The following is a 16,485-nucleotide window of genomic DNA, read 5'->3' as shown; positions in this document are numbered from 1 at the left end:
ACACATAAAAACACCTCAGAAATTTGAGGTGTTTTTTTTTTAGTCAAAATTATTAATTTCCGTATCCAACCATGCGATTCTTGTCTCCAAGTAATCATACAAGAACCACAGTTGTCCATCATAGGTATCAATCGCTAGAATTTCCGGAGCTGTCCACCATTCATCCTCATTGCCAATCACACTGTAGAGTAAGAAATTCTTATGCCGTGAATACGTCATATGATCCGCAAAGACAAATATCTGATCCAAGACTCCATCAATCGCGGTATCTTTGACTTCATTCCAGCGTTCTTTCAACGCTGATTGAAATTCCGGATATTGCATTAAATAGTGGAAGAAGCGATTCTTGTTCCAGTTTGGTGTATACCACCCTGTTGGACCCCGTTCATGTAGATATCCAGGAACCCCAGAGGATAAATCAAAATCCCATACCGGACCCATCTTCAGTTTCTCTCCTGCATCCTTATAGTAATAGACACTAGAGTACCCGACGTCGACATTTTTAAAGATTTCATTGACAATGAACCAGTCGATAAACGATGCCTCATCAATCAAATCACTGTAGTCTTCTTGATTTTGCAGGGTGTCGAGTAAATTTGTCATATAGTTATCAATATAGGTTTTCTGGGCATTGGAATATACATCCTCATCCCAGTCGGGAGATTTTAAACTAAAGGGAATATTGTCCACCAAAAAGGAATTATATGTTCCTTCTGGATAATCAAAGATCTTGTAGTCATACTCAATCAAATAGCCTGTATCAATATTGGCGGAATGTTCCTCGATATCGACACGATCATTGGTTACTTCCACATGATCACTAACGAGATAATTGCCTTGGTACTCGTCATTGATATACACGTCGACAAAGGTATAATTTGGGACAAATGCCATTCCTAGTTGATCGGCCATCCAAAAGGCGGAAGCATTCCGTACCAATGATTGATCGGCGTGGTTCGATAACAATGTCCAATCGTATTCTTTGTAATCCGCAAAAAATGCGGTCTTTTCATCAAATTTTATTTTATATGGTCGTTTTGGCATAAACATCGTTGAATTACCACGTAAACGAATTTGGATACCGGCGTTCGTGATCGCATCGCCATCATACATCCCATGATAATCGACACTCATCGTCGCTTTGGTATAGATGTCTTTACTCCAAATATCGTCGTTATTTTCTGTGGTAATGTATACCGTTGGGATTTGTGGTAAGCTCGATATGCCACTCATTGTTACCGTAAAGACTTGCATCCGTGTCACTCCATCATAGGTTACAATTGCCGTTAATGAGCACGTTTCATTCTGATCGGGAAATGTATAGACAATCCGATTGCGAACGATATCGGTGCAATCAATCAAGTAATCAATGTCCGCATCAACACTATACACCTGTGGTACCGCAAGATTGGCGGTAACCCGAGAAGGAATCTTCGCATCAATCGTATCAAAAATAATATCAAACACCACATTTAAATCCCGATTGGCTTCACTGACTTCAATGATGTCAATCGTATATTGACGTACTTGATTCGCGTGGGTAATCGATAATGTTAACTCAATGGTTGTATCCACATCAGGATTGGTATAAAGCAATCGATTATCCTCTACCATGACCCCATCAATACTATACACGACGAAAACATCCTCACGACTGGACTCCGGTAAGGATAGATTGGTACTGTATTGCTGGGGAAGAAGTTCACGAATTCGATTAAACTCTTCCTCATGGGCGGACCATGCTGTTTCGACCTCGCACCCCACCAGCAGTAGCGCTAGTGTGGCAACAAGGAATACTAGCCATTGTTTCATAATAATCACACTCGTTTGAATCAGGATGTTCGTACTTTATTATACCATAGAATACCACTCATACTCGAATGATTTGATTTTCAAAAAGAAAACGCTATCATTATTTTTGACTTGTCTCTTGATTTTTCCGATTGAACAGTATATAATGATATGTTCCCATGGGAATGTAAAGCATTGTGAGGTAACCGACTACAATGTTTACTAGGGTTAACATAAGGATGGTGGATTCAATGACACGAGACATGAAACGTAAATACAAAGAACAGTTAGACATCATATCCCATCGCGAGATTGAGCAAGGACAAGTTGTATTACTTGGTGATTGTATCATGGAAAATATCGATATGGCGAAGTATTTTCCGGATCGAACCATATACAACAACTCGCTTTCAGGTGATACAACAACGACATTACATCAAACACTGTACAAACGAGCAATCAAGTACAAACCGTCCAAACTATTTTTATCGATTGGACTCAATGACATCGCCGATGAAACACTTAGTGTCAAGGAAATCTACAACAACATTGTGGAGATCCTTACCGAGCTAAAACGTCGTACGAAAGAAACAGAGATTATTCTCGTAACATTATTACCGGTTCATCCATCGATGCGTGGCCATGGTGTACATGAACGGGCGAAAGACATCGATAACATTGAAGTCGAAATGTTGAATTATTACTTGAAAAACTATGCACGACGTAAGCACCTGCGGATTGTAGATGCCTACAAACATCTGAAAAATGATTTTGATCAACTCCATATTCAATATACAAGTGACGGGTTCCATCTTAATGAAAAAGGATATGATCTCTACACGTCGCTCATCCGTCAACACGCATAACAGGTTTTCGAACCTGTTTTTTTTTTGTAAGAATCTTATAAAGAAAGAGGACCATTATATGTTACAATGTTATACAGGAGGTGCGACATGAAAACATTCAAGCGATTTACAATCATTCTATTATTAGCAACGATGTTGTTTGTTTTACAATACGCCTCCAGTGAATCCTTGTGGCTCAATCAACCAAATAGTGATGATATCATCCAAACCATTGAAACCTTGCAAGAACGTTCCAAAGAAATCCAAGAACTGATGGCTGAAGCACTTCAAACCGACCCCGATGCTGGGTATAAAGAGTTGTTTAAGTTGGATGAAAAGCATACATTTGTCATTGATTTTAAACAAACTACACTCGATCAAATGATCGCAGACTTACAGCAATACTACAGCATTTATGGGACCTATCAACTCAATACCTATTATCCTGTTAATGTATACTACCAGGTGAATGATACACCAGTCTTATTCACGGATGTTGGCTTTCGTCTTACTGGTTCAACCGACGAACGACGGTTACCGATAAACGATACGAACGACTGGCAAGACATCCATTTCTTACTCAAGTTTAATGAAACGTTTGATACAACCATGACATCACAAACATACATTCGCTTAAAAACTCGTGAGTTTGCCGGGATTGAAGAATTAATCTTTCGTTATAACAGCAACAACGACCCCTCTCACTCAAAAACCATATTTGGTCATCAAATGGCACGAAAAGCCGGTGTAAACGCACCAAATGCGACCTACACAGAAGTGGTCTTTACCGTCGATGAAACCATTGTACATCAATCACTGTATACCATGATTGAACAAATAGATGAAGAATTTATTCGTCGTCAATTCGATGTCGATGACGTCGGCAATCTATACGAAGCAAATGATGGCGCAACCCTAGAACTCATCAGCGATCCAACCGTAGTGGGGATCAAGGATGAATCGATATTTTATACTCCGCTATACGAACGTCGATCCAACGAAGAACATCTTGATTACACGGATATTATCGATGTATCCACCAATCTTCATACATTAGAAGGAGCGGCGTTACAAGTCTATCTCGATACCCATATCAACGTCGATGCCTTTTTGCGAATGTCCGCGATGCATATCTTGTTGGGACACGTCGATGATTATCGTAGTTATGGACGAAATGTCTATTATTATTTTGATGAGTCCAACTATATGACTGTTATTCCTTCTAGTTATACAAACATTCTTGGTGTTGGATGGACCGGAGAACCTACCTTTATCAACAACACCCTCGGCAATGATATCTATGAATGGGGACAACCAATGTGGACGACATTTTCCACACCTTTATGGGACACAATCATCGCAGATGAATCCAATCAGGAGCTGTATGAATCCTACTTAATCGAATTTCTTGATACCCTGTTCACTCAGGATGCATTCATGAATCAGTACCTCAAAGCCAAAAGCTTATACGGTGATACGTATTCCTTCCAGATTCCCAATCTGGGGTACTTTTCAAATAAAGCGCTGATCGTTCGTGATCAAGTCGCGTATTATGAGCAACAACGAAGCACCGAATAATGACCTGTAAAACGACGAATAAATCGTCGTTTTTTATAGGTTTTTCCTTATTTAAAAAATATATCGTTTCATTGGCAAATTACTATTATATATAGTATTATAAATAACGAATTAAGGAGTGATTTATTGTGAGTACATTAATAATAAAAGACCTACACGCCGAAGTAGACGGTAAAGAAATCTTAAAAGGTGTAAATTTAGAAATAACCGGTGGGGAAACCCACGCGATAATGGGTCCCAATGGGACCGGTAAATCAACCTTGGCAAGTGTCATCATGGGGCACCCACGCTTTGACGTAACCAAGGGAACGATTACCTTAGATGGACAAGATGTGTTGGCGATGGAAGTCGACGAGCGCGCCCGCGCTGGGTTGTTCCTTGGAATGCAACACCCAGCAGAAGTACCAGGAGTCACCAATAGCGACTTCATTAAAACCGCCATCAATTCCCGGATGGAAGAAGGGAAAAGCGTTAGCCTCTTTAAGTTTATCCGCGAACTCGATCATGCGATTGAAGACTTAAAAATGGAAGGCGACCTCCCACATCGTTATTTAAACGAAGGATTCAGTGGTGGTGAGAAAAAACGCAACGAAGTATTGCAGATGAAAATGTTGAAACCATCAATTGCGATTTTAGACGAAATTGACAGTGGATTAGACGTCGATGCCTTAAAAGTCGTTGGCGAAAACGTCACCAGTATGAAATCCAAAGACCTTGGATTATTGCTCATCACCCACTATCAACGATTACTAGACTACATCACGGCCGACAAAGTTCATGTCATGATGAAAGGTCGCATCGTGAAAAGTGGCGACATGGAATTGATTCGTAAAATTGATACAGAAGGATACGATTGGATTAAAGAAGAAGTTGGTATTGACGATGTACGGGTGATTGAAGACGACGAACAAGCACGCGTTATGCTTGGTGTTTGTGCTACCAAAGAAGCATTGGATCTGTAAATGAAATCCTTTGAAATCAAACCACTCAAAGACAACGTCATCCCCGGTCATATCCAAGACCTTCTTGTCGATGACCTAACCAACTACATTATTATCAAAGATGGACACATTCTCACCAAAGAATTATCCTCTGCCTTTGATGAAGTTCTCATCGAATCCTATGAACATGCCTTGCCTGAATACATCAACCATTTTTTAGACACGGAGTTCGTCAACGATTTTGCTGCTGATGACGCCGTGTATGATTACAACATTAATCATGTCAACAGTGGGCTGTTGATACACGTACCAAAAAATACGTATGTGGAAGAACGTTTACACGTATTCTACATCCAAGCGGATGGAGATTTGGTTCACAATACACGATTGATTCTAGAACCAAATGCAGAGTTATCGTATTTCGAATACCTCTACAATGAATCTGCTAGTAACATTAACTTTGTTACCAATAGCATTGTGAAAGAAAACGCATCGTTGCAATACTCCGGTATTTCCAACTTAGATGAGAATGCCACCTGTGATATCCGTCGCAATAGCTATGTATCTCGTTACGGAAAAAGCCATTACAGCGTTGCCGAAGTAAACGATGGTGATATTGATAACAACACCAACATCTTCTTACAAGAAAAATACGCTTCTGGAACCAGTAAAACCGTTGCGATTACCAGCAATAACCAAGCTGCCATCTACAAACAAATGATTGAACACAACGCCCCCGAAACAGAAGGCTATATTGAAAACTACGGCGTGAGTAATCATGCCAGTCAGTTGACTTTTGAAGGGGTAGGTAAAATCAATAAAAATATGAAACGTTCGGTTGCTCGTCAATCGAATCGGGGGATTGTCCTCGGAAATGATTCTCGTTTAGATGCCAATCCACTCCTCTTAATCGATGAATACGATGTTGAAGCATCCCATGGTGCAGCCATCGGAAAAATCGATGAGGAACAACTCTACTATTTAATGAGTCGCGGACTTACCCTTAAAGTTGCCGAGCGCTTAATCATCAGTGGTTTCCTAAGTCCTGTGTTACGGATTTTATCCACGGATGCTTTACGCAACGACTTCATCCAAAAAGTAGAGGTAAAAACCAGTTAAGGGAGTACGATTATGAACGCACATGACCTTCGCAATGATTTCCCTGTCCTCAGCGATCCTAAGTTGATCTATTTGGACAGTGCCGCATCCAGCTTAAAACCACAAGTCGTCATGGATGCCATGGACGAATACTATGCCAATTACGGCGTCAATGTTCATCGTGGTGTCTACAATTTAAGCTACGTTGCCACAACGAAATATGAAGAAGCACGACAACAAGTCGCTTCTTTCATCAATGCGTCATTTCATGAAATTGTCTTTACTCGCGGAGCAAGCAGTGCGTTAAATCTCATCGCATCCAGTTATGGATTGAATAATCTCGGTCCTGACGATGAAATCATCGTCAGTGAACTCGAGCACCACTCCCACGTCTTACCGTGGCAGAACGTCAGTCGGATTACAGGAGCCAAATTAATCTATGTCCCCCTAAATGAAGAGGGACGCATCACAACTGAAAACGTCAAAAAGGTGTTGTCAACAAATACAAAAATCGTTGCATTAACCTACGTTAGTAATGTCATGGGCTATATCACACCCATTAAAGAGATTATCCATTTAGCCCATGAAGTAGGAGCAGTCGTCAGTGTCGATGCCGCACAAGCAACCCCACACATGACCGTCGATGTCCAAGAGTTGGATTGCGATTTTCTAGCTTTTAGCGGTCATAAAATGCTTGGACCTACGGGTGTTGGTGTCTTATATGGTAAGCGTCATCTACTCGACGCCATGCCCCCCATTGAATTCGGTGGTGACATGAACGATAATGTTAACAAATACGATGCGAGCTGGAAGGAAGTACCGTATAAATTTGAAACCGGAACGCCACCGATTGCTGAAGTGATTGGTCTTGGAAAAGCAATCTCGTACTTACAAGCGATTGGTTTAGATAACATTCATCATCATGAACAAGAACTACACGATTATGTTGTTTCCAAAATGGAAGCAATTGACGGTGTAGAGATTTATAACAAAACCGCCGAAACCGGTGTGATCAGCTTTAACTTATCAGGTGTACATCCTCATGATGCAGTCACCTTCTTCGACCAAGAAAACATCTGTATGCGAGCGGGACATCACTGCGCCCAACTCGTCATAAAATGGCTGGAAGTAGCCGCAACCTTACGCGTATCCTTTTATATCTATAACACAAAAGACGATGCGGATCGGTTTATTGAGGTATTGCATCAAGCACGTGACTTTTTCACAGAAATGGGATTTTAGGTGAGACGATGAATAATATGGAACAATTGTATCGACAAGTGATTATGGATCACTACAAGAACCCTCGTAATAAAGGGTTGCTTCAAGATACCTCCTACAAGACAATCCACATCAAAAACCCTACCTGTGGCGATGATATCACCGTCCAATCCAAAGTAGAAAACGGCGTTGTCAAAGATGTCCGGCATGATGGTACCGGATGCAGCATCTGTTGTAGTAGTGCGAGTGTTATGAGTGAAACATTAATCGGTAAATCCGTCGATGAAGCGAGAATTCTTACGGTAAACTATCTAAACTGGATGGGCAATCAACCCTACGACGAAACGGTCGATTTGGAAGAAGCGATTGTCTACCAAGGAGTTAGACAGTTTCCCGCACGAATTAAATGCGCTTCAATTGCCTGGAAAGCATTTGAAGGAACGCTAGAAGAAAGTGAGTGAGCACCATGAGTGAAAAAACTAAACAAGAGATCCGGGAAATTATTGGGGATTATAAATATGGCTTCAAAACGGAAACAAAAAGTTTCTTAGATACGGGTAAGGGATTAAACGAAAATGTTGTTCGGGAAATCTCTCGTATTAAAGGAGAACCACAATGGATGACTGATTTTCGTGTGAAAAGCTATCATGCGTTTATGGAAAAACCACAACCGACATGGGGTCCTGATTTAAGTGAAATCGATTTTGATGAAATCACCTATTACATCAAATCAACTGAGAAATCAGAAGACAGTTGGGATGACGTACCTGAAGAAATCAAAGAGACATTTGACAAATTAGGAATTCCGGAAGCGGAACAAAAATTCCTCGCCGGTGTCAGTACCCAATTTGAAAGTGAAGTGGTCTATCACTCCACGATCAAAGAACTCGAAGACCTCGGTGTCATCTTTACCGATACCGATACTGCACTCCGTGAATATCCTGAACTGGTCAAAGAGTATTTTGGTAAAGTTGTTCCTTATCGAGATAATAAATATGCTGCACTAAATAGTGCTGTATGGAGTGGTGGTAGTTTCATTTATGTACCACCAGGAGTAACTGTAGAAAAACCACTACAATCGTATTTCCGCATCAATAGTGAACAAATGGGGCAATTTGAGCGGACTTTGATCATCGTTGATGAAGGTGCAACTGTCAACTATGTTGAAGGGTGTACCGCTCCGGTATACACCAAACACAGTTTACATGCTGCGATAGTTGAAATCTTTGTTAAGAAAGGTGGTCACTGTCGATATTCTACTGTTCAAAACTGGGCCAACAACATCATCAACCTCGTAACGAAACGAGCCCTAGTAGAAGAAGATGCCCACATGGAATGGATCGATGGCAACATCGGAAGTAAAATAAATATGAAGTATCCAGCTTGTATCTTGAAAGGTGATCGCGCCAAAGGAACGACCATTTCTATCGCCTTTGCCGGTGAAGGAATGAATCAAGATACCGGTGCGAAAATGATTCACATCGGAAAAGACACGACCTCTAAAATCATCAGTAAATCGATGAGTGCGAAGGGTGGACGAGTCAACTATCGTGGTATGATCAAACATGGTAAGAACGCGATCGGCGCTAAAAGTAACGTCGAGTGTGATACGATTATTCTCGATGATATCAGCGTATCGGATACCTTGCCTTACAACATCGTCTTAAACAATCAAGCACAAGTACAACACGAAGCAAAAGTCTCGAAAGTCTCAGAAGAACAATTGTTCTATCTGATGAGTCGTGGACTAACTGAAGAACAAGCAACAGAAATGATCATTATGGGATTCATCGAACCATTTGCAAAAGAACTGCCAATGGAATATGCGGTTGAACTCAATCAACTGATTAAATTGGAAATGGAAGGATCCATCGGATAATACAATCATTAGGAGAGAAACTAATTTCTCTCCTTTTTTATTTTCATCGAAAACTGTTTTCGATGTTTCGAAAATATGATATAATGATGTGTTGAAAAAACCTGAAACTTGTACGGGAGGTCCTATCATGGTTACGTTAAAAGATATTTCCAAGGCATCTGGATTTTCGATTACAACCGTATCGAAAGCCCTAAATGGATATACCGATGTCAATGACGATACCCGCGAATCAATCAAGCGAATTGCAAAACGTTTGGGATACGTTCCCAACTTCCAAGCACGCGGATTGGTTATGAAACGTTCGTGGACGATTGGGATTGTCATGGATGAAGCAAGTGGTATTGGCTTACGCCATCCCTTGTTCGCTGAAGTACTCGATTCTTTTAAACGTGAAGTCGAACAACATGGATATGATATTATGTTTTTATCCTTAAATGTTGGTGATATCCGGATGACTACGTATTTGGAACATGCACGACGCAAAGGTGTTGATGGCGTATTTGTTATCGTTACCGACTACGGATCACAAGCATACAAAAAACTAAGTTATAGTGAAATACCTTGTGTGGTTTTCGATCATCGCAGTGGAAATATGTACAATTTTACCACCAATAACTTCTCAGGAATACAAATTGCCTTCGAACACTTATACCGCTTGGGTCATCGCAAAATTGCTCACATATATGGATCTACAATTTCGCTTGCTGGACAAGAACGTTTCCAATCGTTTCGCCAACAAGTTGAAGCTCACAATCTACCATTTAATCAAAACTATGTCGTCGACGGAGATGCGTTCACCTTTGAAGGTGGATACCGCGCAATGGGTGAATTGCTTGCGTTAGAAGACCCACCAACAGCCGTTATCTGTGCCTCTGATTTACAAGCCCTGGGTGGAGTACGTAAAATTAATGATGCCGGATGGAACTGTCCCAATGATATTTCCGTGATTGGATTTGATGGGACGCAAGTAAACCAATATGCTTCCCCTCAATTAACAACCGTTAAACAAGACACCATCGAAATTGGTAAGCAAGCCGCAGATTACTTACTCCGAGTCATTACCAACGAGATACCCAACCGTCCCAAAACAGTCACAATAGAACCTGTATTGGTCGTTGGAGAAAGCACTAAAAGTATTTAATTTTAGGATATCAGAGCAATCAAATTTTGATTGCTTTTTTTTAATCTTTTTGTTCCTAATTTAGAAACAATTATAGAAACCGATACTCAAAAAATTTTTTTCTTCATATATTTGGTTTTATATATATACTTTGTATATATATAATTATAAGGCTGAGAAATGGGTTTCGTTGCTCGAAAGGAAATTCTATTGTTTCGCTATTGCAAACGATTTCGAAATGCTTTATACTATATTTAAATAAAGCGTTTTCAAAAAAATAGGAGGAAAAAATGAAAAAGTTATTAACTGCTTTAATATTAGGATTATTCGTACTCACTTTATCAGCTTGTGATTTATTAAATAGTCCTGGAATACAAAACATCTTATCGGATCTCACGATTAGTGGTGTGGAAGATATAGAAGTTGCTGTAGGAGCCGAAGTTGATTTACTGGAAGGTGTCACCGTTCTTGGTGATGACGAAGGAAATTATCTTGATGATTTAACACTGGATTCTACTTGTACAATTACCGATGGTATATTAGATACATCAACAGCAGGTACTTGTACTGTTACCTATGAAGTCGTTGTTGGGGATATTACGACATTCCAAACAATTACAGTAACCATCACTGCAGATGCGATTACGGATAATGATCCAGTCATTACTGGTGCTGGTGATGTATTGGTTGAAGAGGGAATGACCTTTGATCCATTGGATAGTGTTGTAGCTGCCGATGTTGAAGATGGTGATTTAACATCAAGCATTACGTATACGGTAACCGGGCCAAATGGAGAAACCACATTTGATGATTCCGTGGATGGTATCTGGACATTTGTCTACAGTGTTACCGATGCCGATGACAATACCGTTACTGTATCACGCGCTGTAACCATTGGAGAACTCTTATGGGTTTCTTATGGTTATGATATGGCTTTAAATGGTGATGCTTACACCTTTACATATTCTGGTGTAACTGCTCAATTCTGGAATATGAATGCACAATATCCGCTTGCAGAAGCATTGGATGCATCGATTTCAGCTGTTGAATTTACCTTTACTGGTGAATTGGGACAAGATTATATCTTCAAAGCTGAAGGACCTGGAAATGCATACTCGTCTGAAGTATCTGTAACAGCTACAGGTGAAGAAGAAGTTGTATCTGTTCCACTTGATACATTGACTGCAGAAGAGATTACAGGATTAGAAAAATTAGTCTTATTTGCAACCACTGTTGATGGTGCAGGTAGTGTTACCGTTCATAGTGTTCAATTTGTAATGGCGGAACCTGCATGGGTAGCCTATGGCTGGACAATGACACAAAGTGGTAGTGATTATGTGTTTGAGTTCTCTGGAACCGATGCCAATCAATTCTGGAACAACAATGCACAATTTGCCATCGATCCCGCTCTTGATGCAAACGCCACGAGCGTTGATGTAACGTTAACCGCTCCCGAACAAGATTTCATGCTAAAAATTGAAATTACTGGTGGCGCAAACTTAGAAGTACCCTTCACGGGAACCGGTGCTGAGCAAGTTGTCAGTATTCCACTTGACGGATTCACAGCCGAGCAAATTCCACAGTTATCATTGGTCGTCTTATTCGCAACGACTGTGGATGGTACAGGAACCGTTACGGTACACGGTGTTGACGTCGTTGTCCCTGAACCAACTGCATGGAATGCTTATGGTTGGACAATGTCACAAAGTGGTGATGACTTTGTATTTGAGTTTTCTGGAACCGATGCCAATCAATTCTGGAACAACAATGCACAATATACAATTGATCCTGCACTAGACGCCAACGCAACAAGTGTTGATGTAACATTAACTGCACCAGTTCAAGATTTCATGCTAAAAATTGAAATTACTGGAGGCGCCAACTTAGAAGTACCATTTACTGGTACCGGTGCGGAGCAAGTCGTTAGTATTCCACTTGACGGATTCACAGCAGAACAAATTCCACAGTTATCATTAATTGTCTTATTTGCAACCACTGTTGATGGTACAGGAACCATTACCGTACACAGTGTTGATGTCGTCGTCGCTGAGCCAACTGATTGGGTTGCGTATGGATGGACAATGTCACAAAGTGGTGACGATTATGTATTTGAATTCTCTGGAACCGATGCCAATCAATTCTGGAACAACAATGCACAATTTGCAATCGCTCCTGCATTAGAAGCAAATGCAACTAGTGTTGAAGTAACGTTAACCGCGCCAGTTCAAGACTTTATGTTAAAAATTGAAATCACTGGTGGCGCATTCTTAGAAGTTCCATTTACAGGAACGGGTGCTGAACAAGTAGTTAGTCTTCCACTTGACGGATTCACAGCCGAACAAATTCCACAATTAACATTGATTGTATTATTCGCAACGACTGTGGATGGTACAGGAACAGTTACGGTACACAGTGTTGATGTAGTAGCTCCAGAACCAACCACATGGAATGCTTATGGTTGGACAATGTCACAAAGTGGTGATGACTTTGTATTTGAATTCTCAGGAACGGATGCCAATCAATTCTGGAACAACAATGCACAATATACAATCGATCCCCCAATCAATGCGAATGCGACAAGTGTTGATGTAACGTTAACTGCACCAGTTCAAGATTTCATGTTAAAAATTGAAATTACTGGTGGTGCATTCCTAGAAGTACCATTTACAGGAACAGGAGCAGAACAAGTCGTTAGTATTCCACTTGATGGATTTACCGCAGAACAAATTCCACAACTGAATCTAGTCGTATTGTTCGCAACCACCGTAGATGGAACTGGAACTGTTACCGTTCACAGTGTTGATGTTATAATGCCTGCATGGATTGCCTATGGATGGACGATGACACAAAGTGGTGACGATTATGTATTTGATTTCTCTGGAACCGATGCCAATCAATTCTGGAACAACAATGCACAATATCCACTTATGCCAGCAATTGATGCTACGGCAACAAGTGTTGATGTAACGTTAACTGCACCAGTTCAAGATTTCATGTTAAAAATTGAAATTACTGGTGGTGCATTCCTAGAAGTACCATTTACAGGAACAGGAGCAGAACAAGTCGTTAGTATTCCACTAGACGGATTTACCGCTGAGCAAATTCCACAGTTGACATTGATTGTATTATTTGCAACCACTGTGGATGGAACGGGAACCGTTACAGTACACAGTGTCGATGTTGTATTACCGTCATAATTATAAGAAATAATACTGTTTTTTCAGTTCTCTTCTAAAATATACTACATGATAAAAATGACTGTTTCAGGGAAGCAGTCGTTTTTATCAGTATTGTAAAGGATGATAATAATGAAACCGTTTTATACATTTACTGGGCGTGATGGTTCGTTCATAGTGAATCATGCCAATCAATTTAATTACACCTATTTCCCCTTAGTTGGAAATGGGGGAATTCGTAGTTCGATTACGCCATCGTTTCATGGGGATACGAAAATCGATCAAAACTCGTTCTTATTGCTACCGGTAAGCCAAGAAGATTTACACGCGAGTTTGTTGTCAAGAAACCTCTGGTTTACGGTAGATAACCACGCCTACCCAATGCTTGATTTGGGGCAACAACCTGACGTGCAAACCACTGTTCAGGGACAGTTTCTATCGCATAAACTAGAGAAATCATTCTCCGATTTTTCCGTTGCGATAACCTCGTTTATTCCCTATGACAATCCCGTAGTAGAATTACACAAGGTCGTCTATACCAACACCTCGCAAACAACACAAACGATGCAATTTATGACCGCAATTCCCATCTATGGACGTAGTGCCGAATCGATTCGTGATCACCGGCATGTAACCGCACTCTTAAATCAAGTGCATGTTCTAGAGGATGGGATTGTCAATCAACCAACGATGACATTCGATGAACGGGGACATCAACGTAATCATCGCGCATATGGTGTTTTTGCGTACCATCAGAATGCCACCATTACTCACCGACATCCTGTCATGGAAGAATTTGTCGGTGATGGGAATACGCTATTACATCCCGGAGCATTAAAACATCCAGACGCATCAAATTACGATGTTGGTTCTCGAGTCGATGGTTATGAAGCAATTGGTGGACTAACCTTTGAGTCACTTTCAGTCAAACCACAAGAATCAACGACCTTTATTGTTGCATTAACGATTGGTGATACACTTGAAAAAGTTCGTCAATACGGAGCACAATATCATACTGAAGAAGCATTTGATAACGCACTAAAGGCATCGAATCAAACATGGCAAAAAGAACTCGACCAACTTCAATTCACGATGCGCGATACCGACTATGCAAACTGGTTAAAATGGGTGACAATCCAACCAATTTTACGCCGGTTATTTGGGAATTCTTATTTGCCACATCATGATTATGGTAAAGGAGGACGCGGATGGCGTGATTTATGGCAGGATGCGTTAACTTTACTATTCTTAGATCCTCACGGTGTCGAAGACATGCTGTATAAAAACTATGCGGGTGTTCGCATCGATGGATCCAATGCAACCATCATCGGCGATACCGATGGCGAGTTCAAATCCGACCGTAATCACATTGTTCGGGTGTGGATGGATCACGGTGTATGGCCGTTCTTAACCACAAAACTCTTCATTGAGCGATCGGGAAATAGCGACATACTATTTGAAAAACAACGATATTTCCATGATCAACATACCCATTACACGCGAAAGATAACACCGCAACAAGATGATCGAGAAATCTTATTTACCGCGAACAATGACATCTATGAAGGAACGATTTTGGAACACATTCTGATTCAAAATCTTGTCCCCTTCTACAATGTCGATTCCCATAATATCATGCGGCTTGAAAACGCCGATTGGAACGATGGTCTCGACATGGCACCCGATCATGGAGAGAGTGTGGCTTTCACGGCAATGTATCAAAAAAACATGAGTGATATCGCCGACTTATTAGAAGCGTTGCACAATCGCGGGTTAAGAACCATTACCATCGCCAAAGAAGTCGTCTATTTGTTCGATACGTTATCGACACCAGTGAATTATGAAAACGTTGAATCCAAACAAGCACTTTTACACCGCTATTTTGATTCTGTTATGACCAACGTATCTGGTGAACAAGTCGACGTAGAGGTCACGGCCGTGATTCAAGATCTACGCAAAAAAGCCGACTTTATAACGTCACTGTTACGGAAACAAGAATGGCATGAACAAGATTCCCTGGGACTATACAACGGATACTATGATAACGATGGAATGAAACTAGAATCCTTACAAGAGCCTGTTCGTATGACTTTAACCGGACAAGTATTTACTATTATGAGTCGGGTCGCAACCGATGACCAAATACCAAAAATATTAGCTGCTGCAGATATCTATCTATACGATAAACATCGTGGTGGCTATGCCTTAAACAATGACTTTGATGAAGTAAAAACCAATCTCGGACGGATGTTTGGATTTGCCTATGGACACAAAGAAAATGGCGCTGTATTTAGTCATATGGCGGTGATGTTTGCCAATGCCCTATATCAACGTGGATTCGTCAAACATGGGCGCAAAGCGATGATGTCCTTATATGAACAAGTACAAGATTCTACACGATCGAAAATGTATCCCGGATTACCAGAGTACTTCGACATCAAAGGCCGCGGTATGTATTCCTATTTAACCGGATCAGCTTCCTGGTATTTATATACCTTGGTTACGGAAGTATTTGGGATTCAAGGATATTTTGGTGATATGGTGTTACAACCGAAACTATCGCAAGAAGACTGGGTCGATGGCAAGGCAAGCATTACAACGTTGTTTAATGATCGAATGATAACAATTAACTACCATAATCCGGATGACTTGGACTATGGTGAGTACACGATATCATCCATTCAAATCAATGGGGAAGAATATCCATTTGATACACATCAAAACAACCCCCTAATACCTCGTGACAAACTATCCAAATCAGCAACGATTGATGGTTATCTAACCCGGTAATTTGTTGCTGAAATACAATGTAAATTGTGATATAATATCCACAAGA

Annotated in this window: 11 protein-coding genes; 10 read left to right on the top strand and 1 reads right to left on the bottom strand. The window is 40.7% G+C overall.

Annotation, left to right across the window (positions count from 1 at the left end):
* Positions 1 to 39 precede the first annotated feature (39 nt).
* The gene (locus G4Z02_RS01380) at positions 40 to 1,812 is read right to left on the bottom strand and encodes a CotH kinase family protein (RefSeq protein ID WP_258878063.1); all 1,773 of its coding nucleotides are present in this window, start codon (positions 1,810 to 1,812) and stop codon (positions 40 to 42) included.
* A 230-nt stretch (positions 1,813 to 2,042) separates the two neighbouring features.
* On the opposite strand from G4Z02_RS01380, the gene G4Z02_RS01375 reads away from it, so the two are divergent.
* From G4Z02_RS01375 to G4Z02_RS01330, 10 genes are all read left to right on the top strand, one after another.
* A complete protein-coding gene (locus G4Z02_RS01375; protein ID WP_258878062.1) occupies positions 2,043 to 2,657 on the top strand; it encodes a GDSL-type esterase/lipase family protein in 615 nt (204 codons plus the stop codon).
* 87 nt (positions 2,658 to 2,744) lie between these two features.
* Complete coding sequence (locus G4Z02_RS01370; RefSeq protein ID WP_258878061.1) at positions 2,745 to 4,214, top strand: CotH kinase family protein; 1,470 nt, start codon at positions 2,745 to 2,747, stop codon at positions 4,212 to 4,214.
* Positions 4,215 to 4,342: 128 nt separating this feature from the next.
* A complete protein-coding gene (gene sufC / locus G4Z02_RS01365) occupies positions 4,343 to 5,176 on the top strand; it encodes a Fe-S cluster assembly ATPase SufC (protein WP_258878060.1) in 834 nt (277 codons plus the stop codon).
* Entirely contained in the window at positions 5,177 to 6,274 is a 1,098-nt protein-coding gene (locus tag G4Z02_RS01360; protein ID WP_258878059.1) for a SufD family Fe-S cluster assembly protein, read from the top strand. It begins immediately after the preceding gene.
* Between the two features lie 12 nt (positions 6,275 to 6,286).
* Entirely contained in the window at positions 6,287 to 7,495 is a 1,209-nt protein-coding gene (locus tag G4Z02_RS01355) for an aminotransferase class V-fold PLP-dependent enzyme (RefSeq protein WP_258878058.1), read from the top strand.
* Positions 7,496 to 7,503: 8 nt separating this feature from the next.
* Positions 7,504 to 7,935, top strand: coding sequence for a Fe-S cluster assembly sulfur transfer protein SufU (gene sufU / locus G4Z02_RS01350; protein ID WP_258878057.1), 432 nt, complete (start codon positions 7,504 to 7,506; stop codon positions 7,933 to 7,935).
* Between the two features lie 5 nt (positions 7,936 to 7,940).
* A complete protein-coding gene (gene sufB, locus G4Z02_RS01345; RefSeq protein ID WP_258878056.1) occupies positions 7,941 to 9,353 on the top strand; it encodes a Fe-S cluster assembly protein SufB in 1,413 nt (470 codons plus the stop codon).
* Positions 9,354 to 9,480: 127 nt separating this feature from the next.
* On the top strand, positions 9,481 to 10,494 hold the full coding sequence (locus G4Z02_RS01340) for a LacI family DNA-binding transcriptional regulator (protein WP_258878055.1): 1,014 nt from the start codon (positions 9,481 to 9,483) through the stop codon (positions 10,492 to 10,494).
* 269 nt (positions 10,495 to 10,763) lie between these two features.
* Positions 10,764 to 13,670 carry a DUF5011/hyalin repeat domain-containing protein gene (locus G4Z02_RS01335; RefSeq protein WP_258878054.1) on the top strand — a complete coding sequence of 969 codons (2,907 nt, stop codon included), beginning with the start codon at positions 10,764 to 10,766 and terminating at the stop codon, positions 13,668 to 13,670.
* 111 nt (positions 13,671 to 13,781) lie between these two features.
* Positions 13,782 to 16,439, top strand: a complete 2,658-nt coding sequence (locus tag G4Z02_RS01330) for a GH36-type glycosyl hydrolase domain-containing protein (protein WP_258878053.1) — start codon at positions 13,782 to 13,784, stop codon at positions 16,437 to 16,439.
* The last annotated feature ends 46 nt before the right edge of the window (positions 16,440 to 16,485 follow it).

This window comes from Candidatus Xianfuyuplasma coldseepsis (assembly GCF_014023125.1).
Taxonomy (GTDB): domain Bacteria; phylum Bacillota_I; class Bacilli_A; order Izemoplasmatales; family Izemoplasmataceae; genus Xianfuyuplasma; species Xianfuyuplasma coldseepsis.
This window is presented reverse-complemented; position numbering and strand designations above follow the sequence as displayed.

Excerpts from the sequence above, each read along its gene's own strand:
- G4Z02_RS01360 (WP_258878059.1), top strand. The coding sequence starts at position 5,177 with ATGAAATCCTTTGAAATCAAACCACTCAAAGACAACGTCATCCCCGGT.
- G4Z02_RS01380 (WP_258878063.1), bottom strand. The coding sequence starts at position 1,812 with ATGAAACAATGGCTAGTATTCCTTGTTGCCACACTAGCGCTACTGCTG.
- G4Z02_RS01340 (WP_258878055.1), top strand. The coding sequence starts at position 9,481 with ATGGTTACGTTAAAAGATATTTCCAAGGCATCTGGATTTTCGATTACA.
- sufU (WP_258878057.1), top strand. The coding sequence starts at position 7,504 with ATGAATAATATGGAACAATTGTATCGACAAGTGATTATGGATCACTAC.
- G4Z02_RS01335 (WP_258878054.1), top strand. The coding sequence starts at position 10,764 with ATGAAAAAGTTATTAACTGCTTTAATATTAGGATTATTCGTACTCACT.
- G4Z02_RS01375 (WP_258878062.1), top strand. The coding sequence starts at position 2,043 with ATGACACGAGACATGAAACGTAAATACAAAGAACAGTTAGACATCATA.
- G4Z02_RS01370 (WP_258878061.1), top strand. The coding sequence starts at position 2,745 with ATGAAAACATTCAAGCGATTTACAATCATTCTATTATTAGCAACGATG.
- sufB (WP_258878056.1), top strand. The coding sequence starts at position 7,941 with ATGAGTGAAAAAACTAAACAAGAGATCCGGGAAATTATTGGGGATTAT.
- G4Z02_RS01330 (WP_258878053.1), top strand. The coding sequence starts at position 13,782 with ATGAAACCGTTTTATACATTTACTGGGCGTGATGGTTCGTTCATAGTG.
- G4Z02_RS01355 (WP_258878058.1), top strand. The coding sequence starts at position 6,287 with ATGAACGCACATGACCTTCGCAATGATTTCCCTGTCCTCAGCGATCCT.